22 protein-coding genes and 5 tRNA genes are annotated in these 25066 nt (G+C 55.0%); 3 read left to right on the forward strand and 24 right to left on the reverse strand.

Annotated elements, in window-relative coordinates; genetic code table 11:
* Nucleotides 1-197: 197 nt before the first annotated feature.
* Nucleotides 198-950, forward strand: coding sequence for a 2,3-diphosphoglycerate-dependent phosphoglycerate mutase (gpmA, locus tag MMW58_RS20630; protein WP_041144652.1), 753 nt, complete (start codon nucleotides 198-200; stop codon nucleotides 948-950).
* Nucleotides 951-1040: 90 nt separating this feature from the next.
* Here gpmA and aroG read toward each other — a convergent pair whose 3' ends face one another.
* Complete coding sequence (aroG, locus tag MMW58_RS20635; RefSeq protein ID WP_123707049.1) at nucleotides 1041-2093, reverse strand: 3-deoxy-7-phosphoheptulonate synthase AroG; 1053 nt, start codon at nucleotides 2091-2093, stop codon at nucleotides 1041-1043.
* Nucleotides 2094-2411: 318 nt separating this feature from the next.
* Between aroG and MMW58_RS20640 the strand changes: the two genes are divergently transcribed.
* Complete coding sequence (locus tag MMW58_RS20640) at nucleotides 2412-2759, forward strand: YbgS-like family protein (RefSeq protein ID WP_041144650.1); 348 nt, start codon at nucleotides 2412-2414, stop codon at nucleotides 2757-2759.
* 121 nt (nucleotides 2760-2880) lie between these two features.
* Nucleotides 2881-3819, forward strand: a complete 939-nt coding sequence (zitB, locus tag MMW58_RS20645; protein WP_133596879.1) for a CDF family zinc transporter ZitB — start codon at nucleotides 2881-2883, stop codon at nucleotides 3817-3819.
* Here zitB and pnuC read toward each other — a convergent pair.
* The 23 genes from pnuC to sdhB form a co-directional block, all read right to left on the reverse strand.
* Nucleotides 3816-4535: a nicotinamide riboside transporter PnuC gene (gene pnuC / locus MMW58_RS20650; protein WP_045854509.1), complete on the reverse strand. Its 720-nt coding sequence runs from the start codon at nucleotides 4533-4535 to the stop codon at nucleotides 3816-3818. The genes zitB and pnuC overlap by 4 nt on opposite strands.
* A 33-nt stretch (nucleotides 4536-4568) precedes the next feature.
* Nucleotides 4569-5612: a quinolinate synthase NadA gene (nadA, locus tag MMW58_RS20655; protein WP_133596876.1), complete on the reverse strand. Its 1044-nt coding sequence runs from the start codon at nucleotides 5610-5612 to the stop codon at nucleotides 4569-4571.
* Nucleotides 5613-6078: 466 nt separating this feature from the next.
* Nucleotides 6079-6154: transfer RNA gene (locus MMW58_RS20660), tRNA-Lys, on the reverse strand.
* 130 nt (nucleotides 6155-6284) lie between these two features.
* Nucleotides 6285-6360 (reverse strand) — tRNA-Lys (locus tag MMW58_RS20665).
* Nucleotides 6361-6503: 143 nt separating this feature from the next.
* Nucleotides 6504-6579, reverse strand: a tRNA-Lys gene (locus MMW58_RS20670).
* Between the two features lie 3 nt (nucleotides 6580-6582).
* Nucleotides 6583-6658 (reverse strand) — tRNA-Val (locus tag MMW58_RS20675).
* Nucleotides 6659-6805: 147 nt separating this feature from the next.
* Nucleotides 6806-6881, reverse strand: a tRNA-Lys gene (locus MMW58_RS20680).
* Between the two features lie 162 nt (nucleotides 6882-7043).
* Entirely contained in the window at nucleotides 7044-7841 is a 798-nt protein-coding gene (gene cpoB / locus MMW58_RS20685) for a cell division protein CpoB (RefSeq protein WP_133596874.1), read from the reverse strand.
* A gap of 9 nt (nucleotides 7842-7850) precedes the next feature.
* Nucleotides 7851-8375, reverse strand: a complete 525-nt coding sequence (gene pal, locus MMW58_RS20690; RefSeq protein ID WP_004859700.1) for a peptidoglycan-associated lipoprotein Pal — start codon at nucleotides 8373-8375, stop codon at nucleotides 7851-7853.
* Between the two features lie 34 nt (nucleotides 8376-8409).
* Nucleotides 8410-9702 carry a Tol-Pal system beta propeller repeat protein TolB gene (gene tolB / locus MMW58_RS20695; RefSeq protein ID WP_041144645.1) on the reverse strand — a complete coding sequence of 431 codons (1293 nt, stop codon included), beginning with the start codon at nucleotides 9700-9702 and terminating at the stop codon, nucleotides 8410-8412.
* A gap of 131 nt (nucleotides 9703-9833) precedes the next feature.
* Nucleotides 9834-11171 (reverse strand): cell envelope integrity protein TolA, encoded by a 1338-nt coding sequence (tolA, locus tag MMW58_RS20700; RefSeq protein ID WP_133596872.1) that lies wholly within the window; start codon nucleotides 11169-11171, stop codon nucleotides 9834-9836.
* A 102-nt stretch (nucleotides 11172-11273) separates the two neighbouring features.
* Nucleotides 11274-11702: a colicin uptake protein TolR gene (tolR, locus tag MMW58_RS20705; RefSeq protein ID WP_015367661.1), complete on the reverse strand. Its 429-nt coding sequence runs from the start codon at nucleotides 11700-11702 to the stop codon at nucleotides 11274-11276.
* 3 nt (nucleotides 11703-11705) lie between these two features.
* A complete protein-coding gene (tolQ, locus tag MMW58_RS20710; RefSeq protein WP_115193300.1) occupies nucleotides 11706-12398 on the reverse strand; it encodes a Tol-Pal system protein TolQ in 693 nt (230 codons plus the stop codon).
* Entirely contained in the window at nucleotides 12395-12799 is a 405-nt protein-coding gene (ybgC, locus tag MMW58_RS20715; RefSeq protein ID WP_041144642.1) for a tol-pal system-associated acyl-CoA thioesterase, read from the reverse strand. Before ybgC ends, tolQ begins: the two co-directional genes overlap by 4 nt.
* A gap of 285 nt (nucleotides 12800-13084) precedes the next feature.
* A complete protein-coding gene (gene ybgE / locus MMW58_RS20720; protein WP_241722008.1) occupies nucleotides 13085-13369 on the reverse strand; it encodes a cyd operon protein YbgE in 285 nt (94 codons plus the stop codon).
* Between the two features lie 130 nt (nucleotides 13370-13499).
* Nucleotides 13500-13613, reverse strand: a complete 114-nt coding sequence (cydX, locus tag MMW58_RS20725) for a cytochrome bd-I oxidase subunit CydX (protein ID WP_004100325.1) — start codon at nucleotides 13611-13613, stop codon at nucleotides 13500-13502.
* A gap of 17 nt (nucleotides 13614-13630) precedes the next feature.
* On the reverse strand, nucleotides 13631-14770 hold the full coding sequence (gene cydB, locus MMW58_RS20730; RefSeq protein ID WP_076944963.1) for a cytochrome d ubiquinol oxidase subunit II: 1140 nt from the start codon (nucleotides 14768-14770) through the stop codon (nucleotides 13631-13633).
* Nucleotides 14771-14785: 15 nt separating this feature from the next.
* Nucleotides 14786-16354, reverse strand: a complete 1569-nt coding sequence (gene cydA, locus MMW58_RS20735; RefSeq protein WP_133597973.1) for a cytochrome ubiquinol oxidase subunit I — start codon at nucleotides 16352-16354, stop codon at nucleotides 14786-14788.
* A 1273-nt stretch (nucleotides 16355-17627) separates the two neighbouring features.
* Nucleotides 17628-18497, reverse strand: coding sequence for a succinate--CoA ligase subunit alpha (gene sucD, locus MMW58_RS20740; protein ID WP_041144638.1), 870 nt, complete (start codon nucleotides 18495-18497; stop codon nucleotides 17628-17630).
* A complete protein-coding gene (sucC, locus tag MMW58_RS20745) occupies nucleotides 18497-19663 on the reverse strand; it encodes an ADP-forming succinate--CoA ligase subunit beta (RefSeq protein WP_041144637.1) in 1167 nt (388 codons plus the stop codon). The genes sucD and sucC overlap by 1 nt, the downstream gene beginning before the upstream one ends.
* A gap of 121 nt (nucleotides 19664-19784) precedes the next feature.
* Entirely contained in the window at nucleotides 19785-21005 is a 1221-nt protein-coding gene (gene odhB, locus MMW58_RS20750; protein WP_241722009.1) for a 2-oxoglutarate dehydrogenase complex dihydrolipoyllysine-residue succinyltransferase, read from the reverse strand.
* A 14-nt stretch (nucleotides 21006-21019) separates the two neighbouring features.
* Entirely contained in the window at nucleotides 21020-23827 is a 2808-nt protein-coding gene (sucA, locus tag MMW58_RS20755; protein WP_045854500.1) for a 2-oxoglutarate dehydrogenase E1 component, read from the reverse strand.
* Nucleotides 23828-24334: 507 nt separating this feature from the next.
* Nucleotides 24335-25051, reverse strand: coding sequence for a succinate dehydrogenase iron-sulfur subunit SdhB (gene sdhB / locus MMW58_RS20760; RefSeq protein WP_133596864.1), 717 nt, complete (start codon nucleotides 25049-25051; stop codon nucleotides 24335-24337).
* Nucleotides 25052-25066 lie beyond the last annotated feature (15 nt).

Consider the following 25066-nt stretch of genomic DNA (forward strand, 5'->3'; position numbering starts at 1 on the left):
TGCCGTGAGGCAAATCACGGCAATATAATGAGAATAGTTATCAATCAATAAACGCATACACCGCAGCATTCGGGTTGTATCGATTCGGCTACTGAGTGAGTCCCGCAAAACATAGTCTCGCTATGCTCGCAGGGGGAACGAAGGCGGCCGCTGAGCCACAGCGCGAAGGACGGCGTGTTGTATTGAGGAGTGAGAGAATGGCTGTAACTAAGCTGGTACTGGTCCGTCACGGCGAAAGCCAATGGAACAACGAAAACCGCTTCACCGGTTGGTACGATGTCGATCTGTCCGAGAAAGGCGTGGGTGAAGCAAAAGCGGCAGGTAAACTGCTGAAAGAGGAAGGCTTCAGCTTCGACTTTGCTTATACCTCTGTGCTGAAACGTGCCATCCATACCCTGTGGAACGTGCTGGACGAACTGGATCAGGCCTGGCTGCCGGTTGAAAAATCCTGGAAACTGAACGAACGCCACTACGGCGCGCTGCAGGGTCTGAACAAAGCTGAAACCGCTGAAAAATACGGTGACGAGCAGGTTAAGCAGTGGCGCCGTGGTTTTGCCATTACGCCGCCGGAGCTGACCAAAGACGACGAGCGCTTCCCGGGCCACGACCCGCGTTACGCGAAGCTGACCGATGCCGAGCTGCCGGTAACTGAAAGCCTGGCGCTGACCATCGAGCGCGTGGTGCCTTACTGGAATGAAACCATTCTGCCGCGTCTGAAAAGCGGCGAGCGCGTTATCATTGCCGCTCACGGTAACTCCCTGCGTGCGCTGGTTAAATACCTCGACAACATGGGTGAAGAAGAGATCCTCGAACTGAACATCCCGACCGGCGTACCGCTGGTTTATGAGTTCGACGAAAACTTCAAGCCGATCAAACACTACTATCTGGGCAACGCTGACGAAATCGCCGCAAAAGCGGCGGCAGTAGCGAACCAGGGTAAAGCGAAGTAATTTTCGCTGGCATTAAAAAAGCGTGGATTGCTCCACGCTTTTTTTTGTTCTTAATTCCGCCCGCGCTTCGCGCAAGGACAGCGAACGGCGCTATCCGCGGCGGGCTTTCACCGCATCCGCCAGCTGGCGCAGGATGGTATCCGTGTCTTCCCAGCCAATGCAGGCATCGGTCACGCTCTTACCGTAGGTCAGCGGCTCTCCGCTCTCCAGGCTCTGGCTCCCTTCCACCAGATGGCTTTCAATCATCACGCCCATGATCGCCTGCTCGCCGCCGGCAATCTGCTGGCAAACGTCGCTACCCACGTCCATTTGTCTTTTAAACTGTTTGCTGGAGTTGGCGTGGCTGAAATCAATCATGATCTGCGCCGGCAGACCCGCTTTCGCCAACCCGACCTTCACTTCGGCAACGTGCTTCGCGCTGTAGTTCGGCTCTTTGCCCCCGCGCAGGATGATATGGCAGTCGCTGTTGCCGCTGGTGTTCACAATCGCTGAATGACCCCACTTGGTCACCGACAGGAAGCAGTGCGGCGCCCCGGCGGCGTTAATCGCATCAATCGCGACTTTAATCGTCCCGTCGGTGCCGTTTTTAAAGCCAACCGGGCAGGAGAGGCCTGAGGAGAGCTCGCGGTGAACCTGAGATTCGGTGGTGCGCGCGCCGATTGCGCCCCAGCTCATCAGATCAGCCACGTACTGAGGCGTGATCATATCAAGGAATTCGCCCGCCGCCGGCAGCCCGCTGTCGTTAATCTCCAGCAGCAGCTTACGCGCAATGCGCAGGCCGTCGTTGATGCGGAAGCTGTTATCCATGTGCGGATCGTTGATCAGCCCCTTCCAGCCGACGGTAGTGCGCGGTTTCTCGAAATAGACGCGCATCACCACTTCCAGCTCGCCTTTCAGCTCTTCTCGCAGGGTCAGCAGGCGCTCAGCGTACTCTTTCGCCGCCGCCGTATCGTGAATTGAGCAGGGCCCAATCACAACCAGCAGGCGATCGTCATTGCCCTTGAGGATCTGGTGGATCGCTTTACGAGCATGCGCCACGGTATTAGCAGCATTTTCGGTCGCGGGGAATTTTTCGAGAAGCGCAACGGGAGGGAGTAATTCGTTGATCTCTTTAATGCGTAAATCGTCGTTCTGATAATTCATTTTCTTTCCAGCTCTGCCATCTTATCTATTTAAATGCAATCCCTCCAATCTATCTCTTCGCTCAAAAAGTGTAAACGTGATTTTACAGTGACAACAGATTAATCCTGAAAATAGATTAAAATTCGCAATAAAGAAGCGAAAAACAGGCCATGAGCTACAATTTTTAACTGTTAAGACCAATCTTCACGCTGCTAATCAGTATTCCGTGCTGATGTAACTTATTGATGTGAAGCTTTTAACCATAGAGCGCGAGCGAGCGCTGGCACATGCACTGTTGGAAGAGGTTATCCGACATATCGACCATAACAGGAGCATCCTATGAAAATGACCATCCTCACCCCACTCTTTTTAGCCGCCACCCTTGGCCTGAGCAGCGCCGCCGCGCTGGCTGCAGATACCGGTGCCCAATCCAACAACGGGCAGGCCAACGCCTCCGCCGATGCCGGGCAGGTCGCACCTGATGCCCGCGCCAACGTCGCGCCAAACAAGGTTGATAACGACAAGATCAACTCTGGCGACAAGATGCTTAACTCCGACGGTTCAACCATGAACCATGATGGGATGACCAGCGACGAAGCGCATAAAAACGCGATGTGCAAGGACGGCCGCTGCCCTGAAAGCACCCCGAGCGATAACGGCAGCAAAACGGACGGCACGACACAGTAGTATCCACGCCAGAAATAAGGGCTGAAAATAAGGGGAGCCGCGGCTCTCCTTTTTTATTTTATTCACCGAAAATCGGTATGATGTCATACAGTAATAATGATAATAATCAGGGGATGACACCATGGCGCACTCGCATACTTCAGCTCAGCAGCCGCAGGATAATAATGCTCGCCGCCTGCTGCTGGCCTTTATCATCACCGCCGGCTTTATGGTGGTTGAAGCCATTGGCGGTGTGCTCTCAGGCTCTCTGGCGCTGCTGGCCGACGCCGGCCATATGCTCACCGACTCCGCCGCCCTGCTCTTCGCCCTGCTGGCCGTCCGTTTTGCCCGTCGCCCGCCCAACACCCGCCATACCTTCGGCTGGCTGCGTCTGACGACCCTCGCCGCCTTCGTCAACGCCATCGCGCTGGTGGTGATTACCATTCTTATCGTATGGGAAGCGATTCAGCGTTTTAATCATCCGCAGCCCGTCGCCGGGGCGCCGATGATGGCGATAGCCGTTGCCGGGCTGCTGGCCAATATTATGGCCTTCTGGATCCTTCACCGCGGCGGCGAGGAGCGCAACCTTAACGTTCGCGCCGCGGCGCTGCACGTGCTGGGTGATTTACTCGGTTCGGTAGGGGCGATCGTCGCCGCAATAGTGATTTTAACCACCGGCTGGACGCCGATTGATCCGATTCTGTCGGTGCTGGTCTCATGCCTGGTGCTGCGCAGCGCCTGGCGCCTGCTGCAGGAGAGCCTGAACGAGCTGCTGGAAGGCGCGCCGCGTTCGCTGGATGTTGAAGTCCTGAAGCGTGATTTACGCCGCTCGGTGGCCGAAGTCCGCGACGTGCATCATGTCCACGTCTGGCTGGTCGGAGAAAAAACGGTGATGACGCTGCACGTCCAGGTTATCCCGCCGCACGATCACGACGCCCTGCTGAATCGTATTCAGGAATTTTTACACCACAAGTATGACGTTGAGCACGCGACCGTGCAGATGGAGTATCAGCCCTGCAGCGGCCCGGAGTGCCGCCTTAACATGGCTCACTCCGGACACGCCCATCAGCATCATCACTAGCGAGAAAACGCGTGAGAACCCCGCTCACGCGCGCTGTTGATCCACATCCGGCTACCGTTGAGGGCAATAAAGGTCAGCAGCAGGTATTCCAGCGACATCGCATAGACGCCCTGGCGCGCAAAAATGACCACGCTGATCACGTTAATGATCACCCACAGCAGCCAGTTCTCAACGTATTTGCGGGTCATCAGGATCATGGCGGCTATCGACAGCACCATCATGCAGGAGTCCCAGAACGGGAAGGCATCCGGCTGTAGCTCCGGCATCGTCACCTGCAGCCCCAGCCCCTGCATCAGCGTCACCGCCACCCGCGTCAGGAACGCGAATACCGGATCGATAAATACCGTCATCAGGCCAATCGCCACCACGCACGCCGCCAGCCAGCCCAGCGCTTTTGGCAGCGGTAGCCAGCGGATTTGCAGCGCGGCCTCATGGCTGCTGGTCTGCCGCGACCAGGCGTACCAGCCGTAGACGTTGGCCACGAAGAAAAATACCTGCAGCAGCAGGCTGGCATAGAGCTGGATCTGAAAGAAGATAATGGCGAACAGGGTGACGTTAATCAGCCCAAAGGCATAGTTGCCGATCTTTTCCAGACTCGCCAGCCAGATGCACAGCAGTCCGGCAATCGTCCCGACGGCCTCAATCCAGGAGAGGTCGTATCCCCCGGCGCCAATGGGTATATGTACCAAAATATTCTGCGTACTTAAAAAATCCATCTTATCCCCAGAGCGTATTGCACGCGTTGTCGGTTATCCCCGTAGTGTAGCCGCAAAATCCAGCATTCTGTTAAGCGGGATTAATGCGCCGGTCCGCAGCTGCTCGTCAACCTGAATCTCGTGCGCCGCGCCGCCGTGCTCGAGACCTTCGGCAATCGCCTTCAGGCCGTTCATCGCCATCCAAGGGCAGTGGGCGCAGCTGCGGCAGGTAGCGCCTTCACCGGCCGTCGGCGCTTCCAGCAGCTCTTTCTCCGGTACCGCCTGCTGCATTTTATAGAAGATACCGCGATCGGTGGCGACAATCAGCTGGCGCTGAGGCAGCGTTCTCGCCGCATTGATCAGCTGGCTGGTAGAACCGACGGCATCGGCCATATCAACTATCGACTGCGGCGATTCCGGATGGACCAGCACCGCGGCGTCGGGGTACAGCGCCTTCATTCGGGTCAGCGCCTGGGTTTTAAACTCATCGTGAACAATACAGGCGCCCTGCCAGCACAGAACGTCTGCGCCGGTCTGTTTCTGCACGTAGTTGCCCAGATGGCGGTCCGGCGCCCAAATGATTTTTTCGCCCAGGCTATCAAGGTGCTCAATCAGCTCAACCGCAATGCTGGAGGTCACCACCCAGTCAGCGCGGGCCTTAACCGCCGCGGAGGTATTGGCGTAGACCACCACGGTGCGATCAGGATGCGCATCGCAAAATTGACTGAACTCATCGATGGGGCAGCCGAGATCGAGGGAGCACTCGGCGTGGAGCGTCGGCATCAGGATCGTTTTTTCCGGGCTAAGGATTTTTGCCGTTTCCCCCATGAAACGCACGCCGGCGACCAGCAGCGTGGATGCCGGGTGCCGGGCGCCAAAGCGCGCCATTTCAAGAGAGTCAGAAATGCACCCGCCGGTCTCTTCCGCCAGCTGCTGAATTTCTGGGTCGGTATAGTAGTGGGCAACCATGACCGCATCGCGTTCGCGCAGCAGGCGCTTTATCTTTTCGCGATAAAAGTGCTTTTCATCGCGGCTTAACGGCATCGGCTTGGGGGGAAAAGGATAAATCGCCGTTTCAGGGTCAAACATTACGCTCATCTTGCAATCTCGTTTTACTGGCTTAACTCAAAGACCGTTAAAATGCCTTCACGCGGCACCGGGACGGCCGTAGTGTTTTATATGCTAAACAAGATAGCCGATTGTACAGAAAATGTCGTGGGGAATTTATCCGCAGAAAAAGGGGTAACGCGGCGGGCTGAAGCTTGTCTATCGCAGATAGCAAAAAGGCGCCCTTTTACATTGGTGGGTCGTGCAGGATATCACTCGTCTCATCCTGAGACTCGCCCTGTAGGTCGCCACAAGTGGCTATGCAAAATCGCTCCCGCCGATTTTGTCGAACCTGCTGCAGGTTCTCATCCTGAGACTCGCCCTGCGGGTCGCCACAAGTGGCTATGCAAAATCGCTCCCGCCGATTTTGTCGAACCTGCTGCAGGTTCTCATCCTGCACGGTTGAGCATAGTGCGCAGAAACGAAAAAAGCGCCTGAAGGCGCTTTTTTCTAAATTTGGTGGGTCGTGCAGGATTCGAACCTGCGACCAATTGATTAAAAGTCAACTGCTCTACCAACTGAGCTAACGACCCCTTGCGGGTTTGCTACTTTAATCATTCAGGCTGGTGGGTCGTGCAGGATGACTCGGCTTTGCCTCGCCCTACGGGCCGTTGCTGCGCAACGTTATCCTTCACTGTCTCTACCGGTAAATACCTTAAGCGTTGGTGGGTCGTGCAGGATTCGAACCTGCGACCAATTGATTAAAAGTCAACTGCTCTACCAACTGAGCTAACGACCCGCTCGGGTACTACCTGAATCATTTTTTACTCGTCACCAACAAAGTTGGTGAGTCGTGCAGGATGACTCGCTTGCGCTCGCCCTACGGGCCATTGCTACGCAATGTTATCCTTCACGCTTAACATCTGAGTTAGACGTTAAAATTGGTGGGTCGTGCAGGATTCGAACCTGCGACCAATTGATTAAAAGTCAACTGCTCTACCAACTGAGCTAACGACCCGAGTGGTGGGTGATGACGGGATCGAACCGCCGACCCCCTCCTTGTAAGGGAGGTGCTCTCCCAGCTGAGCTAATCACCCGATACTACGCTGGATACTGCTACTAATTAACTTAGTAATTAGCTAGTGGTGGGTCGTGCAGGATGACTCGGCTTCGCCTCGCCCTACGGGCCGTTGCTAATGCAACGTTATCCTTCACGTTTTACTATCGCGTTCCACCAGAACGATTGGTGGGTCGTGCAGGATTCGAACCTGCGACCAATTGATTAAAAGTCAACTGCTCTACCAACTGAGCTAACGACCCACTTTTTTCGTCGCTTCAGGCTTGTTCGATATCCCTTGGCAACGGCGGCATATATTACTGATTTAAGAATTCAGCGCAACAAGTATTTCGATAAAAAACATCTGACTGCTTAGGATTCACGCGACACGACCAGAAATACTGCAATTTCTGGTCATGGCATAATCATCCGAGCGCGTTAAGACGTTTCTGCGCTTGTTTCGCGCCGTCGGTACCGGGAAATTTACCGACCACCTGCTGGTAAACTGCCTTCGCTTTTGCGGTATCACCTTTGTCCTGCATGATCACGCCGACTTTAAACATCGCATCCGGCGCTTTTGGGGATTTCGGGTAATTCTTCACCACCGAAGCAAAATAGTAGGCCGCATCGTCCTTTTTCCCCTTGTTGTAATTCAACTGACCGAGCCAGTAGTTGGCGTTCGGTTGATACGTTGAATCCGGGTACTTTTTAACGAAATTCTGAAACGCAGCCATGGCATCATCCTGGCGGGACGAATCCTTCACCAGCGCAATCGCGGCGTTGTAATCGGTGTTGGCATCTCCGGTCAGCGCCGGAGCGCCGGAGTTCGCCGCTGGAGCCGCCGTAGCGGCCGCTGCGCCCTGCGCGTCGCCGGACGATGCCGCCGGCGTCTGCGCACCCGCCGCCGCCCCGCCGCTGCTTAGACCGTCAATCTGCAGCAGGATCTGTTTCTGGCGCTCAACAACCTGATTAAGCTGATACTGACTTTCCTGAATCTGGCCGCGCAGGGAATCAATATCGTTCTGGTTATCGGAGAGCTGTTGCTGAAGCTGAGTTAAAAGCTGACTGTGAGCGTTAGAAATACGCTCGAGTTGAGTGACGCGGTCTTCGACCGAGCCTGAGCCGACACTACTGATTGGCGCCTGAGCAAAAGCGGCCCAGGGGGCCGCTATGCCAACCAGTAACGACAGACTCAACAGATGATGTCTGAAGTTACTGCTCATGCAATTCTCTTAGTAAACCAGTACGGCGCGACGGTTTTTAGCGTAAGCCGCTTCGTCGTGACCCAGTACTGCAGGTTTTTCTTTACCGTAAGAAACGATGGAGATCTGGTCAGCAGAAACACCTTTGCCCTGCAGATACATCTTAACGGCGTTAGCACGACGCTCACCCAGAGCGATGTTGTATTCCGGAGTACCGCGCTCATCCGCGTGACCTTCAACGGTCACTTTATAGGACGGGTTGCTACGCAGGAAGTTAGCGTGCGCATCCAGCATTGCAGCGAAGTCAGAACGGATATCGTACTTGTCCAGATCGAAGTAAACGATGTTGTTCTGCTGCAGCTGCTGCATCTGCAGACGAGCCTGCTCTTCGGAAGACATGTTGCCGCCGTTAGCGTTAGCATCCATACCAGTGCCGGCACCCAGCATGCCTTCACCGCTCTGGTCGTTGCTGGCGTTCTTGTTGGAAGAACACGCCGCGATTGCCATAACCGGCAGAGCGATCATCAGCCCTTTCAGCACTTTGTTCAGTTGCATTTCTTTGATTCCTTTAATAATCAATTATTTATTATCACAGATACGGAGACCAGGCAGGGAATTTGACCTGTCCATCAGTCGCCGGAAGACGCGCTTTGAAACGCCCATCTGTAGAAACCAGATTCAGCACGGATCCCATCCCCTGAGAAGAGCTGTAGATTACCATAGTGCCGTTAGGTGCCAGACTTGGCGTTTCATCCAGGAACGTTGACGACAGAACTTGTACGCCACCCGCTACCAGATCTTGTTTGGCAATGTGCTGCTGGCCGCTGGCCGAGCTCACCATTACCATAAATTTACCGTCACTGCTGACGTCCGCATCCTGGTTTTGCGAACCTTCCCAGGAAATACGCTGCGGAGTACCGCCGCCAACGCTGACTTTGTACACCTGCGGACGACCGGCCTGGTCAGAAGTAAAGGCCAGGTTCTGACTGTCCGGGAACCAGGTTGGTTCGGTGTTATTGCTGCGACCGTTGGTCACCTGACGAATCTGACCAGAGCCCAGATCCATCACGTACAGGTTCAGGCTACCGGTTTTCGACAGCGCGAAGGCCAGCTTGCTGCCGTCCGGCGAGAACGCCGGCGCGCCGTTATGCTGCGGGAACGAGGCAATCTGACGCACCGCGCCGTTAGCCAGGGTCTGAACGACCAGCGCAGAACGACCGCTTTCGAAGGTGACGTAAGCCAGCTTAGAGCCGTCCGGAGACCATGCCGGAGACATCAGCGGCTGCGGCGAACGGTGGACAACAAACTGGTTGTAGCCATCGTAGTCGGAAACGCGCAGCTCATACGGGAACTGGCCGCCGTTGGTCTGTACAACGTAAGCAATACGGGTACGGAACGCGCCCTTAATAGAGGTCAGCTTCTCAAATACCGCATCGCTGGCGGTGTGACCCGCATAGCGAAGGTACTGTTTAGTCACCTTATAAGAGTTTTGTGCCAGAATCGTACCCGGCGCACCGCCGGTGTCGACCAGCTGGTAGGCAACGTTGTAAGAACCGTCCGGGTTTGGCGTGACCTGGCCTACGACCACGGCGTCAATACCCAGCGCGGACCATGCGGCAGGTTGAACTTCCTGCGCGGTTCCCGGCTGCTGAGGCAGACGCGAGCGATCCAGCGGGTTGAATTTACCGCTGTTGCGCAGGTCGGCCGCCACCACACCGCCAATATCCTCAGGTGCAGCACCCGGTCCGGCCCACTGGAACGGGACAACGCCGATCGGGCGTGCCGAGTCCACCCCTTGGGTGATCTCGATACGTACTTCTGCGTGCAGCACAGCCGCCCACAGCATTAAAAAACCAAATGCTACTCGTAATGCCTGCTTCATCATATCTCCCTTATCCGGGCGGAAAGCCCACGATAATTTAGCAGAATGTTAACAAACTCAAATACACAAAACTACCAAAACCCGGTGACAACCATAGATTGTTTTGCCCCGTTTTCACGGGGAAAACATCATTATGGTTTAAAGTCCAGAGGCGCGTTTTTGAATGTCTCATAAACAGCCTGCGACGGCGGTTTCGGGAACTTGCTCATCCGGCTGGTTGCCGCCAGCATCTGCTGACAGAAAGCAGGATCGCCTCCCTCTGACTTCACGTTCAATAACGTCCCATCCTGAGCTATGTTCACGCGTAACGTACATGTTTTACCTTTGTACGTGTCCCAGTCATAGAGATGCCCTTTAATCGCCGCCTGAACCTGCGAAATATAGCTGGCAATTTCAGCCTGAGACGCGCCCCCCTGCCCCGGTTTACTTCCTTTAGCAGGAGATGAGCCTCCATTGCTACCGCTGGTGTTACCTTTCGGCGCATTCTTACCCGAGCTCAGGTCGCCGAGCAGGTCGTCAACGCCGTCAGCTTCTTTAGCCGCCGCGGCCTTCTTCGCGGCAGCGGCTTTACCGGCTGCGGCTTTCGCTGCGGCGGCCTTAGCCGCTTTTTCTGCGGCAGCTTTTTCGGCGGCCTCGGCTTTGGCTGCTGCTGCCTTCTCTGCAGCCGCTGCGGCTTTATCAGCCGCGGCCTTTTCAGAGGCGGCTTTGGCTGCAGCCGCTTTCTCTGCGGCTTTCTCTGCCGCAGCCTTCTCGGCGGCGGCCTGTTTAGCCGCGTCCTGCTGGGCTTTCTTCTCAGCCTGCTGCTGCGCTTTTTTAGCCGCATCGGCCTCAGCTTTCTTCTGCGCGTCTGCCGCAGCTTTCGCTTCGGCCTTCTTCTGCGCGTCAGCTGCGGCTTTCGCCGCTTCAGCTTCCGCCTGCTTTTTCGCATCGGCTGCGGCCTTAGCTGCCGCAGCTTCTGCTACTTTAGCCTGGGCATCAGCCTTCGCTTTTGCATCGGCAGCGGCTTTCGCCGCCGCTTCCTGCGCTTCTTTAGCCTGAGCGTCAGCTTGCGCTTTCGCCGCTGCAGCCGCTTTCTCTGCGGCCTCTTCAGCCTGCTTCTGCTGTTCTTTCGCTTCTTTAGCCGCTTCCTGAGCCTGCAGACGATCCTGCTCCAGCTGCTTCAGGCGCTCCTGCTCTGCGGCTTGTTTTTCACGCAGCTCTTCGGCCTGCTGCTGAGCCTGCTTTTCGCGTTGCTCAGCGGCGCGGCGCGAACTGGCCTGCTGCTGCTGCTGACGGTTGTAGTTGTTAACGACCGCCCCAGGATCGACCATCACCGCATCAATGGAAGAACCTCCTCCTCCACCGGCCGAAGTATCCAGATGCTCATCGAACGAACTCCAGATCAGCAGCGCGATCAGAAAGATGTGCAGCACGACTGAAACTATGATGGCTCGTTTAAGCTTGTCGTTTTGTTCGGTTGCCTTTGACACTATCGGTTCCCAAAAACTGTTCGCCTGTTCCCGCTCTTCTCGCAGGCGACGAGCCTGTTTCTCTCGTCGCCTGCGTCCTGCGGGCGCACATATCTGAAGCGATTAAATAGGCTTGGTCATTAAGCCAACCGATTTAACCCCTGCGCTATGCAACAGGTTAAGCGCTTTAATAATTTCATCGTAAGGTACGTCCTTCGCACCGCCGATCAGGAACACCGTTTTCTCATTGGCCTCGAGTCGGCGCTTCGCTTCGGCAATAACCTGCTCCGGCGGCAGCTGCGACAGCGTTTCCTGGCCAACTTTCACGCTGTACTGCCCGACGCCGGAAACTTCAACGATCACCGGCGGTTCGTCGTTGCTTTTAACCGCCTGCGATTCGGTAGCATCCGGCAGGTCGACCTCTACGCTCTGCGTAATGATCGGCGCTGTTGCCATAAAGATCAGCAGCAGCACCAACAAGACATCCAGCAGCGGAACGATGTTGATCTCGGACTTCAGTTCGCGACGTCCGCGTCCACGTGCTCTGGCCATGGCTTACCCCTTATTGCTTTCGCTGCTGGTAAACGCCTGACGGTGCAGAATCGCGGTGAACTCTTCCATAAAGTTGTCGTAGTTCAGTTCAAGTTTGTTCACCCGCTGGTTCAAACGGTTGTAGGCCATTACCGCCGGGATTGCGGCAAACAGACCGATTGCCGTGGCGATAAGCGCTTCGGCGATACCCGGCGCAACCATCTGCAGAGTCGCCTGTTTCACCGCCCCGAGGGCGATAAAGGCGTGCATAATCCCCCAAACGGTACCAAACAGGCCGATATATGGGCTGATGGAGCCGACGGTTCCGAGGAACGGGATATGCGTTTCCAGGGTTTCCAGCTCGCGGTTCATGGAGATACGCATGGCGCGCGACGCCCCTTCAACCACCGCCTCTGGCGCATGGTTGTTTGCGCGATGCAGGCGGGCAAACTCTTTGAAACCACTATAGAAAATCTGTTCCGAACCGGCCAGGTTATCGCGACGCCCCTGGCTTTCCTGATACAGGCGAGAAAGCTCAATACCCGACCAGAACTTGTCTTCAAAGGCCTCAGCCTCGCGGGTTGCGGTATTGAGGATACGCGTTCTCTGAATAATGATAGCCCAGGAAGCGATAGAAAAACCAATCAAAATCAACATGATAAGTTTAACCAGAAGGCTGGCCTTCAGGAACAAATCAAGGATATTCATGTCAGTCACTGCTTAAACTCCGCGACAATAGACTTGGGAAGCGCACGAGGCTTCATTAAGAGTGGATCAACGCACACAATGAGAACCTCAGCTTCGTTTAACACTGTATTCTCGGCGTTGACGATTCGCTGCGTGAAGACCAAAGAGGTGCCTCGCATCGAAGATATTTCCGTCTGGATTTCGAGCATGTCGTCGAGTCTGGCGGGCGCAAAATATTCAAGCGTCATTTTGCGAACCACGAAGGCAACTCGCTCAGCCAACAAAACCTGCTGACTGAAGTGATGGTGGCGCAGCATCTCCGTACGTGCTCTTTCATAAAAAGCGACGTAGCTGGCGTGGTAAACCACACCACCGGCATCGGTATCTTCGTAGTAGACCCGAACCGGCCATCGAAACATATACTTATTCATTCCTGCTGCCTCTTTGTTGGCTTCGTCCGCTCACGCCAGTCACTTACTCTTGTAAGCTCCCGGTGAGTTGCGTACCTGCCGCCGCGATGCATTGAGAATGCCGTTGTATATCGCGTTGTGTTCACTTTACATCCCGGTAATGCAAAAAAAGATTAGTGCTTTCAAACTTCGCTACTATACGCGCGGGAATCGTGGTTTGGAATGGGAGAAAGTAAACGGCGAGTAAATTTTTATGGGCTTATGCAAGCCCATGAGGTTACCAGAGTTCTCTTATACTTTTATCGTTCAAAAGAAGAAAAAGAAAAGCCCGGTAATGAGGACAATATCAGCGATAAGTGGACAGAAAATCCCCTGCCAGTAAACGGCGCGCGGACGAAAGCCCACGCCGTGGATAACGCCGGCACAAACGGCCCACATCAGCAGGAAACCATGCCAGATTTCAAGCTCGCTGGTTTTCGCCGCAAAGCGCGACGGATCCCAGAAAATGCAGCCCGCCAGCAGCAGCGCCATCACCAGAGAAAGCGCCCTGAGCGGGCGCTTATCCATTATCGCATAGATATATTTTATCATTCGTGTTGCCTCCTTGTTGGCTGCGCCCGCTTACCCCAGTCGCTTACCTCCGTAAGCTCCCGGGGATTCCCTGGCTTGCCGCCTCGATGCAACCCGACTGATTTCGTATATCGCGTTGCGATAACTATCATCAGTGTTCTTCTTTACCTGCTTTGGTGGCTTCCACGTGCTCAAGCGCCAGCGCGGTGATAACCCCAAAAGCACAGGCAAGAAGCGTTCCCAAAATCCATGCGAAATACCACATATATATAGCTCCTTACCTTAGTACAGCGAGTGGGTGTTCTTTTCGATGTCTTCTCTGGTGATGCGGCCAAACATTTTCCAGTAACACCAGCTGGTGTAGCCCAGAATAATCGGCACGAAGACAATCGCCACATAGGTCATCAGGTTCAGCGTCAGCTGGCTGGAGGTCGCATCCCACATGGTCAGGCTAACGTTCATCATCGTGCTGGACGGCATGATGAACGGGAACATAGCGATACCCGCAGTCAGGATGATACACGCCAGGGTAATGGAGGAAGAGACAAACGCCAGGGCGCCCTTCTCCAGACGTGAGGTCAGAATAGTCAACAGCGGCAGCACGACGCCCAGCGCAGGGATTGCCCACAGCGACGGCATGTTGTTGAAGTTAACCATCCACGCGCCGGCCTGACGCGCCACTTCTTTGGTCAGCGGGTTAGACGGCGCCGCACGGTCGATAACCGAGGTCACCACGTAACCATCGATACCGTAGACCACCCAAACGCCCGCCAGCAGGAAGCAGACCAGCGTGACCAGTGCCGCAACCTGTGAGGTGACGCGAGCGCGCAGGTGCAGTTCACCGACGGTACGCATCTGCAGATAGGTCGCGCCCTGGGTCAGGATCATCGCCACGCTCACTACGCCGGCCAGCAGGCCAAACGGATTCAGCAGCTGGAAGAAGTTACCCGTGTAGTACAGGCGCATGTATTCATCCATGTGGAACGGCACGCCCTGCAGCAGGTTACCGAACGCCACGCCGATCACCAGCGGCGGCACGAAGCTACCGATGAAGATGCCCCAGTCCCACATGTTACGCCAGCGGGTGTCCTCAATCTTCGAGCGGTAGTCGAAACCAACCGGACGGAAGAACAGAGACGCCAGCACCAGAATCATTGCCACATAGAAGCCGGAAAACGCCGCGGCATAGACCGTCGGCCAGGCGGCAAACAGCGCGCCGCCCGCGGTAATCAGCCATACCTGGTTTCCGTCCCAGTGTGGAGCAATGGAGTTGATCATGATTCGACGCTCGGTGTCGTTACGACCGAGGAAGCGGGTGAGCATGCCCACCCCCATGTCGAAGCCATCGGTGACGGCAAAACCAATCAGCAGAATGCCGATCAGCAGCCACCAGATTAAACGCAATACTTCATAATCGATCATTTGACGACTCCTGTCTTAGCGTGCCGGCTGAGTAGTCGCGGAAGACTGCTCAAAATGGTAGCGACCGGTTTTCAGGCTGCTTGGGCCACGGCGTGCGAATTTGAACATCAGGTACAGCTCCGCCACCAGGAACAGGGTGTACAGACCGCAAATCAGCAACATCGAGAAGATCAGGTCAGCGGCGGTCAGCGAGGAGTTCGCCACCGCGGTCGGCAAGACCTCACCTATCGCCCACGGCTGACGGCCATATTCAGCAACGAACCAGCCGGATTCGATGGCAATCCACGGCAGAGGAATCGCGTAAAGCGCGATGCGCAGCAGCCATTTTTTCTCGCCAACCTGATTACGGATAACCGTCCAGAAGGAGGCCGCAATGATACCCAGCATCAGGATGCCGCAGGCAACCATGATACGGAAGGCAAAGTACAGCGGAGCCACGCGAGGGATCGAGTCCTTCGTTGCCAGCGCAATCTGAGCTTCCGTCGCGTCGGAGACGTTAGGCGTATAGCGTTTCAACAGCAGCCCGTAGCCAAGGTCTTTCTTGACGCTGTTGAATTGGTCGCGAACGGCCTGATCTTTCGAACCGGCGCGCAGCTCTTCAAGCAGGGTGTAGGCTTTCATGCCGTTGCGGATACGCGCTTCGTGCTGAACGAGCAGCTCTTTCAGACCGGTAACCTGCTTATCCACGGAGCGGGTGGCAATAATCCCCAACGCATACGGAATTTGAATCGCGAAGCGGTTTTTTTGCGCATCCTGATCGGGAATACCAAACAGGGTGAAGGCGGCCGGTGCCGGCTGAGTTTCCCATTCGGCTTCGATAGCCGCGAGTTTGGTCTTCTGCACGTCGCCCATTTCGTAACCGGACTCATCACCGAGAACGATAACGGAGAGAATAGCGGCCATACCGAAGCTTGCCGCGATGGCAAAGGAGCGTTTAGCGAAGGCGAAGTCGCGACCGCGCAGCATATAGTAGGAGCTGATGCCCAGAACGAACATCGCGCCGCAGACGTAACCAGAGGCGACGGTGTGGACAAACTTCACCTGAGCTACCGGGTTCAGCACCAGCTCGGAGAAGCTGACCATCTCCATACGCATGGTTTCGAAGTTGAAGTCCGAGGCGATCGGGTTTTGCATCCAGCCGTTAGCAACGAGGATCCACAGTGCGGAAAGGTTGGACCCCAGAGCCACCAGCCAGGTCACCGCCATGTGCTGTACTTTGCCCAGACGATCCCAGCCGAAGAAGAACAGACCGACAAAGGTAGATTCGAGGAAGAAGGCCATCAGCCCTTCAATGGCCAGCGGCGCACCGAAGATATCGCCCACGTAGTGCGAGTAATAAGACCAGTTTGTCCCGAACTGGAACTCCATGGTCAAACCGGTTGCTACACCCAGCGCAAAGTTGATACCAAACAACTTGCCCCAGAATTTGGTCATATCTTTATAAATCTGTTTGCCGGAAAGGACGTAAACCGTTTCCATGATGGCCAGCAGGAACGCCATACCGAGCGTCAGTGGCACAAAAAGGAAGTGGTACATCGCGGTCAAGGCAAACTGTAAGCGCGACAGTTCGACTATATCTAACATCATGACTCCTTGCTCATCGCATGAAGACTCCGAGAGTGAACCCCGTTAGAAAGGGTCACACACATGCCCCAATACAAATTTATTTGCGCCCTTTCGCCGTACCCTTTCTTCCGGAGAGGAAACGGTAATGGAGAAAAGTTACAAACATGTTAAAAAAACACCCAAATTGATCCCGTGGTTATATTACGCTGCAAATCCCTTACAATAAATAGGTTTTTATTGAGATAAATTTGCGCTTTTCGACAGCGATCAATTTATAGCGAAAATACCGGTTTTCGGCCAATTTGATCGGCGACAATTTAACTCCATTTCTCATTTTTTTCCAACAGTTAAACATTGATTTAAATCAATTTTCATTTTGAATGTTAATTATGTTTACTATGTGCAACGCTAGTAAACGATAGGTTAAGGATATGTTTTGCGAAGGTGTCATCAGTTACTGGAAATGATAGTCGATTTATTTAAAGCCGGATCCTCTTTTAAGCTGAAGGAACAATGCCGGGACGAGAGACTATCGGCAAATAATGTCGCGTAGCTCACGGATTTTTTTTATCAAGTTATTACCCGTTTATTTTCAACTTATTTTATTTATCATTGTTTTTACCAACACTTAACACAGCTGGGGAACTATCCCACAATCAACGAAGCAGGGATGCCGCTCCGCTACCGCCACGAAGTTCTGGCCATGCCTCGCGCCACAACGCTGACGGCGTAAGAATAATGCTCAATGCTGGTCAGCCCTCCCCTCTCCCGCCCTACAAAAAATAAATATATAACAAAGGGTTCCGCCATCACCTCCGGCGTTTAAAAAAACATATGCAGAAAACCGCCCTCGCCCAGGCATTGTTTTATACCCGTTGAGAATTAATTTAAAAACGATTTAATAACGTCATTAAATAGTTATTTTACATCGACGATAAAAATAACAGTCCGCGTGTAAATATAAACTCGGGCTTATTTAAGCCGCTGTTCATAGCCCTTACCCTGTAAACGAAATGAAAGTAACCCCTTGATTAACATTGATTTAAATGAGGTTATTAAACCTTCAGGTGGTCCTGCATTGATAGTCGATGCTCCTGAGGAGAGCGCGTAAAAAAACGGCCCGAGTCACGGGCGTTATTGAGCACCGTAGTCGGCGCAACGGAAAAGATCGGAAATATCAGCGGGAGCGGCATAAAAAAGGCCACCGGAAGGTGGCCAACCATGTCGAAACTGGACCGGCCCCGGTCTATTCAATAGCAAGCATCAAATAGCAGGGGCCGTTTTATTACATTTACTTAATGATAGATTTCAGCGCTTCGCCGATGTCTGCCAGGCTACGGACGGTTTTCACACCGGCCGCTTCCAGGGCAGCAAACTTCTCGTCAGCCGTGCCTTTACCGCCGGCGATGATGGCGCCAGCGTGGCCCATACGCTTGCCTTTCGGCGCGGTCACACCGGCGATATAACCCACTACCGGCTTGGTCACGTGCTCTTTGATGTAGGCTGCCGCTTCTTCTTCAGCGCTGCCGCCGATCTCACCGATCATCACGATCGCTTCGGTCTGCGGATCTTCCTGGAACAGCTTCAGGATATCGATGAAGTTAGAACCCGGGATCGGGTCACCGCCGATACCGACGCAGGTAGACTGGCCGAAGCCGTAGTCAGTAGTCTGCTTAACCGCTTCATAGGTCAGCGTACCGGAACGGGAAACGATGCCCACTTTACCCGGCTGATGAATGTGGCCCGGCATGATGCCGATTTTGCATGCGCCTGGGGTGATAACGCCCGGGCAGTTAGGGCCGATCATGCGCACGCCGGCTTCATCAAGCTTCACCTTCACGGTCAGCATATCCAGCGTCGGGATACCTTCGGTGATGGTGATGATCAGCTTAATGCCCGCATCGATAGCTTCCAGAATGGAGTCTTTGCAGAACGGAGCCGGTACATAGATAACGGTCGCGGTTGCGCCGGTTGCGTCAACGGCTTCGCGCACGGTGTTGAACACCGGCAGGCCCAGATGCGTGGTGCCGCCTTTGCCCGGCGTCACGCCGCCGACCATTTGCGTACCGTAAGCGATCGCCTGTTCGGAGTGGAAAGTCCCCTGGCTACCGGTGAAGCCCTGGCAGATAACCTTGGTGTTTTTATCAATTAAAATGGACATTATTTCCCCTCCACTGCAGCAACAACCTGCTGCGCTGCGTCCGTCAGACTTTTCGCTGCAATAATATTCAGGCCGCTGTCAGCCAGTTTCTTCGCGCCCAGTTCGGCGTTGTTACCTTCCAGACGAACGACCACCGGAACGTTAACACCCACTTCCTCTACCGCGCCGATAATGCCGTCAGCGATCAGGTCGCAACGCACGATACCGCCGAAGATGTTAACCAGTACGGCTTTAACATTGCTGTCGGAAAGGATGATTTTGAACGCTTCGGTAACGCGCTCTTTGGTTGCGCCGCCGCCAACGTCAAGGAAGTTAGCCGGTTCGCCGCCGTGCAGCTTAACGATGTCCATGGTACCCATCGCCAGGCCTGCGCCGTTAACCATACAGCCGATGTTGCCGTCCAGCGCAACGTAGTTCAGCTCCCACTGTGCAGCCTGGGCTTCACGCGGATCTTCCTGAGACTGGTCGCGCATTTCACGCAGGTCCGGCTGACGGAACAGGGCGTTGCCATCAGCGCCCAGCTTGCCGTCGAGGCAGATCAGGTCGCCCTGTTTGGTGATAACCAGCGGGTTGATTTCGATCAGCGCCAGATCGCGCTCCAGGAAAATGTTCGCCAGGCCCATGAAGATTTTGGTGAACTGCTGAACCTGCTTACCTTCCAGACCCAGTTTGAACGCCAGCTCACGGCCCTGGTAAGGCATCGGGCCCGCCAGCGGATCGATAGCAATTTTGTGGATCAGGTGCGGCGTCTCTTCCGCCACTTTTTCGATTTCCACGCCGCCTTCGGTGGAAGCCATGAACACAACGCGACGGGAGCTACGGTCAACCACGGCGCCAAGATAGAGCTCTTTGGCGATATCGGTCGCCGCTTCAACCAGGATTTGGTTAACCGGCTGGCCGTGCGCATCCGTCTGGTAGGTCACCAGGCGCTTGCCCAGCCAATGTTCAGCAAATGCGCGAATGTCTTCTTTGCTGTTAACTACTTTCACACCGCCCGCTTTACCGCGGCCGCCAGCGTGAACCTGACATTTCACTACCCACGGACCCGCACCGATTTTTGAAGCGGCTTCTTCTGCTTCGCGCGGAGTAGTACAGGCATAACCCACCGGCGCCGGTAAGCCATAGCGGGCAAACAGTTGTTTTGCCTGATATTCATGTAAGTTCATGTGTTCAGTCCATCCTTCAGGTAATCGTTATCATTGAGTCTGTAAGGCGATAAATCGCGGTTTACAGCGCTGATGATGTTTTTATTGGCCCGGCACGCTGAACGCTGCCGGGCCATGATCGCTACACGTCCAGCAGCAGACGAGTCGGGTCTTCCAGCAGCTCTTTAATCGCTACCAGGAAGCCTACCGATTCACGTCCATCGATCAGACGGTGGTCGTAGGAGAGCGCGAGGTACATCATCGGCAGAATTTCTACCTTGCCATTGACCGCCATCGGACGATCTTTAATAGCATGCATACCCAGAATTGCGCTCTGCGGTGGGTTGATGATTGGCGTAGACATCAGAGACCCGAAGACGCCGCCGTTGGTAATGGTGAAGTTACCGCCGATCAGATCGTCTACGGTCAGCTTGCCGTCGCGGCCTTTCAGTGCCAGCTCTTTAATATTCTTTTCGATATCCGCCATACCCAGCAGATCCACATCGCGCAGAACCGGCGTTACCAGGCCACGCGGCGTCGATACGGCCATGCTGACGTCGAAGTAGTTGTGATAAACCACGTCGTCGCCATCGATGGAGGCGTTCACTTCCGGATAGCGCTTCAGCGCTTCCACGACCGCTTTCACGTAGAAGGACATAAAGCCCAGGCGGATGCCGTGACGTTTTTCGAACGCGTCGCCGTACTGCTTACGCAGGTCCATAATCGGCTTCATGTTGACTTCGTTGAAGGTCGTCAGCATGGCGGTAGAGTTTTTCGCTTCCAGCAGACGCTCGGCTACGCGTTTGCGCAGGCGGGTCATCGGAACGCGTTTTTCAGAGCGGTGGCCCAGTTGAGCAACCGGAGCTGTGGCCGCAGCCGGCGCCTTGGTTTCCGCTTTAGCCGGCGCTGCCGCCAGATGTTTTTCAACATCTTCACGGGTCAGACGGCCGCCAACGCCGGAGCCTTTGATCGCGCTCGCATCGAGGCTATGTTCAGCCAGCAGGCGACGGATCGCCGGGCTGAGCGCATCGTTGCTCTGCTCTTCCAGAGAAGCCTGCTGACGCTGAGCCGGGGTGGACTCTTTCGCATCGGCCTTCGCACCGGACTCTTTGCCCGCGCTGTTGCCTTCACGCAGGCGGCCCAGAATTTGACGAGAAAGCACGGTTGCGCCTTCGTCTTCCAGCACTGCTTCCAGAATGCCGTCCGCTGATGCCGGTACTTCCAGTACCACTTTGTCAGTTTCGATTTCCACCAGCACTTCATCACGCTGGACGCTATCGCCCGGTTTTTTATGCCAGGTCGCAACGGTCGCGTCAGCTACGGACTCAGGCAGGTCGGGAACCAGAATATCTACGCTACTCATTATGTATCCTTTAATTAATCGACGTTCAGCGCGTCATTGACCAGATCTTGTTGCTGTTTCTGGTGAACGGACATATATCCTACCGCCGGAGAGGCGGAGGCCGGGCGGCCTGCATAACGCAGAGAGGCCCCAAACGGAATCACTTCGCGGAAGTGATGCTGGCTGCAGTACCACGCGCCCTGGTTGAGCGGTTCTTCCTGACACCAGACAAAATCATGCACCTGCGCATAAGGCTTCAGCGCTTCCTGTACCGCCTGATGCGGGAACGGATAGAGCTGCTCTACGCGCACGATAGCGACATCTTTTTGGTCGTTCTTACGACGCTGCTCCAGCAGGTCGTAATAAACTTTACCAGAGCACAGTACAACGCGCTTCACGGCTTTCGGGTCGAGGTCGTCCACTTCGCCAATCGCCGGCAGGAAGGTGCCGTTTGCCAGTTCGTCGAGGCTGGACACCGCCAGCGGGTGGCGCAGCAGCGACTTCGGTGACATCACCACCAGCGGACGGCGCATACCGCGCAGCGCCTGACGACGCAGCATGTGGTAAACCTGTGCCGGGGTAGACGGGACGCAAACCTGCATGTTCTGCTCGGCGCAGAGCTGCAGATAGCGCTCCAGACGCGCGGAGGAGTGCTCCGGGCCCTGACCTTCGTAGCCGTGCGGCAGCAGCATCACCAGGCCACACATCCGGCCCCATTTCTGCTCGCCGGAGCTGATGAACTGGTCAATAACAACCTGGGCGCCGTTGGCGAAGTCGCCGAACTGTGCTTCCCAGATAGTCAGAGTGCGCGGCTCAGCGGTGGCATAGCCGTATTCAAACGCCAGTACCGCTTCTTCAGAGAGCACGGAGTCCCAGACTTTGAAATGCTCCTGGCCGTTGTGCACGTGCTGCAGCGGAATATAGGTTGAGCCGTTCACCTGGTTATGAATAACCGAGTGGCGGTGGAAGAAGGTGCCGCGACCGGAGTCCTCACCGGACAGACGAATCGGAATGCCTTCATCGACCAGCGTCGCGTAGGCCAGGTTTTCCGCCCCGCCCCAGTCAAACAGCTTCTCGCCGGCCGCCATCGCCTGACGATCGCCGTAAATTTTGGCGACGCGAGACTGCATTTCAATGCTTTCAGGCACGGTGCTGATGCGCTTAGCCAGTTCCTGCAGGCGCTTCATCTCTACCTTGCTCGGGTAGCTCTCATCCCACTCGTGGTTGAGGTACGGCGACCAGGTAAAGGAGTGCAGGTTCATCGGGCGCCACTCTTCTACCACGCATTCGCCGGCATCCAGCGCGTCGCGGTAGAGGTTGACCTGCTCGGTTGCATCTTCCAGCGTCGAAACTTTGTCCTGCTCGAGTTTGTCAGCATAGATTTTGCGCGGAGTCGGATGCTTTTTGATTTTCTGATACATCAGCGGCTGGGTTGCGCTCGGCTCGTCGGCTTCGTTATGGCCGTGACGGCGGTAGCACACCAGGTCGATCAGAACATCGCGTTTGAAGGTATTGCGGAAATCCAGCGCCAGGCGGGTAACGAAAGCCACGGCTTCCGGGTCATCCGCGTTAACGTGGAAGATAGGCGCCTGAACCATCTTACCGATATCGGTGCAGTACGGCGTAGAGCGCGCGTCCAGCGGGTTCGAGGTGGTGAAGCCCACCTGGTTGTTGATAACAATACGTACGGTACCGCCCACTTCGTAACCGCGGGCTTTCGACATGTTCAGGGTTTCCTGAACTACGCCCTGACCGGTGATCGCGGCGTCGCCGTGAATGGTAATCGGCAGCACTTTATTGCTGCTTGGCTCGTCCAGACGATCCAGACGGGCGCGCACGGAACCGATAACCACCGGGCTGACGATTTCGAGGTGCGACGGGTTAAACGCCAGCGCCAGGTGCACCAGACCGCCTTCGGTTTCCATATCGGAAGAGAAGCCCATGTGGTACTTCACATCGCCGGTGCCAAGGTGTTCTTTATGCTTGCCGGCGAACTCGTCAAACAGATCCTGCGGCTTTTTACCGAGGACGTTGACCAGCACGTTCAGACGGCCGCGGTGCGCCATGCCCAGCACCACTTCGCGGGTGCCGCTTTTGCCAGCGTGGCGGATCATCTCTTTGAGCATCGGGATCAGCGCATCGCCGCCTTCCAGCGAGAAGCGTTTCGCACCCGGGAATTTCGCGCCGAGGTAGCGTTCCAGACCTTCAGCGGCGGTCAGTTCGCTTAGGAAGCGTTTTTTCTCTTCAGCGGTAAAGCTGGCTTTCCCTGCTACCGATTCAATACGCTGCTGGATCCAGCGCTTCTCTTCGGTAGAGGTGATATGCATGTATTCCGCGCCGATAGCGCCGCAGTAGGTCTGTTTGAGCGCTGACAGCAGCTCGCCCAGCTTCATCGTATCTTTCCCGATGGCAAAGGAACCTACGTTATAACTTTCCTGGAAATCGGCCTCGGTCAAATCGTGGTATGCCGGGTCTAAATCCGCCACTCTATCCTGTTTCCACAGTCCCAGCGGATCGAGATTCGCATGCTGGTGACCGCGGAAGCGATAGGCGTTGATGAGCTGCAGGACTTTAACCTGCTTCACATTGGTGTCAGGGTCGGAAATCGAAGAAGTGTAACGTGAGGCATCCTTCGCCAATCGACGGAAATAATCACGCGTTTTGGAATGAAATTGATCCGGTTTGACTCCGGTGCCAGGTAACTGCTGGAACATAGAACGCCAGTTGGCGTCAACAGAGTCAGGATCGGTTAAGAAGTCTTCATAGAGCTGTTCTATCCAGCTCTGGTTCGAACCAGAGAGGTAAGAAGAGTCCAGCCAGGCTTTCATTGCGCCGTTCTGCATCGTGATCCCTTAAGCATTTATATGCTTATTTCGCCGTAGAAACTACCACGCACATGGATTGTACGTGCCGGGGTTCACTCATTACGGACGAGTTGTGGCTTCTGCGTCCGCTAAGGAACCTTTAAAAACTGCCATTAATCTTCGGCGTTCAGGCTGCGGTTGCGTTAGCTGCCTTCACTTACCCCGGTCACATAGTTCACTATGCTCCCGAGGATGCGTTCAGTTGCCGCCTTACCTCGCTCTGAACGCCTTGATTACTGGTACATATTTGGCGGTTTTTAAAGATTTCCTGCCATTCCCTTCATACTTCAAGTTACATGTGCGTTGGCTTTCCTCACTCACCCCAGTCACTTACTTGAGTAAGCTCCTGGGGATTCGCGGCGTCGCCGCCTTCCTGTAACTCGAATTATTTAGGGTATTCATTTCCCGGCGGCACAAACGCTGCCGGGGCTACTGCTTCGGGTAGCCCGGATAAGCGATAGCGCCATCCGGGACAGACCGGGTTACTTACGCACTGCGCTGCAGCAGCATCGACTTAATATGGCCGATGGCGCGCGTCGGGTTCAATCCCTTAGGACAAACACTGACGCAGTTCATAATGCTATGACAGCGGAATACGCTGAAAGCATCGCTTAACCCTTCCAGGCGGCTGTCGGTTTCGGTATCGCGGCTGTCGATCAGGAAGCGATACGCCGCCAGTAAGCCCGCCGGGCCGACAAATTTGTCCGGATTCCACCAGAACGACGGGCAGGACGTTGAACAACATGCGCACAGAATACACTCGTACAGCCCGTCGAGTTTCTCACGCTGTGCCGGCGACTGCAGATGCTCACGAGCCGGAGGATTTTGCCCATTATTCAACAAGTAAGGCTTAATCTTCTCATATTGTGCATAGAATTGCCCCATGTCTACAACCAAATCGCGGATAACCGGTAAACCTGGCAGCGGACGGATAACAATTTTCTTGCCCGGCTGATTCAGCGCGGAGATCGGCGTGATGCACGCCAGACCGTTTTTACCATTCATGTTCAGACCGTCGGAGCCACAGACCCCTTCACGGCAGGAACGACGAAATGAGAGCGACGGGTCTTTTTCCTTCAGCTGCATCAGCGCATCAAGCAGCATCATGTCGCGACCTTCTTCCGCTTCCAGGGTGTAATCCTGCATATGCGGAGCATCGTCAACGTCCGGGTTATAACGATAAATTGAAAACTCGAGTTTCATTTTCCTGTCTCCGCA

Origin of the sequence: Klebsiella sp. HC6, assembly GCF_022605325.1 — a bacterium.
GTDB lineage: Bacteria > Pseudomonadota > Gammaproteobacteria > Enterobacterales > Enterobacteriaceae > Klebsiella > Klebsiella terrigena.